The following is a 364-nucleotide window of genomic DNA, read 5'->3' as shown; positions in this document are numbered from 1 at the left end:
TTTTGTGTAAATGAAAATATCCTTCTCTTGTAGAAGACTGTATTAGTCTCTAATGCTGAACATTGCTTGGAGTTCAGCACGTGCTCGGTCAAAGCCAGTATGGCATCGAGTAGCAAACCGCTGGTTGTAGCTCTCGAACTGCGATACCAGAAACTTCTCTAGTGACTCTTCATGTGGAAATTGCTCTTTTCGCTTTGTATACTTCTTAATTTGTTTGTTAAACGACTCAATGAGATTGGTTGAATAGATGCTTTTCCAAATTGGCTTTGGAAAGCTATAGAACGTAAAGATGTATGGGTTCTCTCGCAGAGATTTAATTACCTTGGGATAAACAGCTTTCCACTTATCACAAAAAGTCTCTAGA

Annotated in this window: 1 protein-coding gene; it reads right to left on the bottom strand. The window is 38.7% G+C overall.

Annotation, left to right across the window (positions count from 1 at the left end; translation table 11 throughout):
- Positions 1-42 precede the first annotated feature (42 nt).
- A partial coding sequence (locus BBG47_RS28540; RefSeq protein WP_175400679.1) for a transposase occupies positions 43-364 on the bottom strand: 322 nt, incomplete at its 5' end.

It is taken from the genome of Paenibacillus sp. KS1, assembly GCF_001680695.1.
GTDB lineage: Bacteria > Bacillota > Bacilli > Paenibacillales > Paenibacillaceae > Paenibacillus_B > Paenibacillus_B suaedae.
Note: the sequence above shows the minus strand (reverse complement) of the source record. Positions and strands in the feature narration are given on the sequence as shown.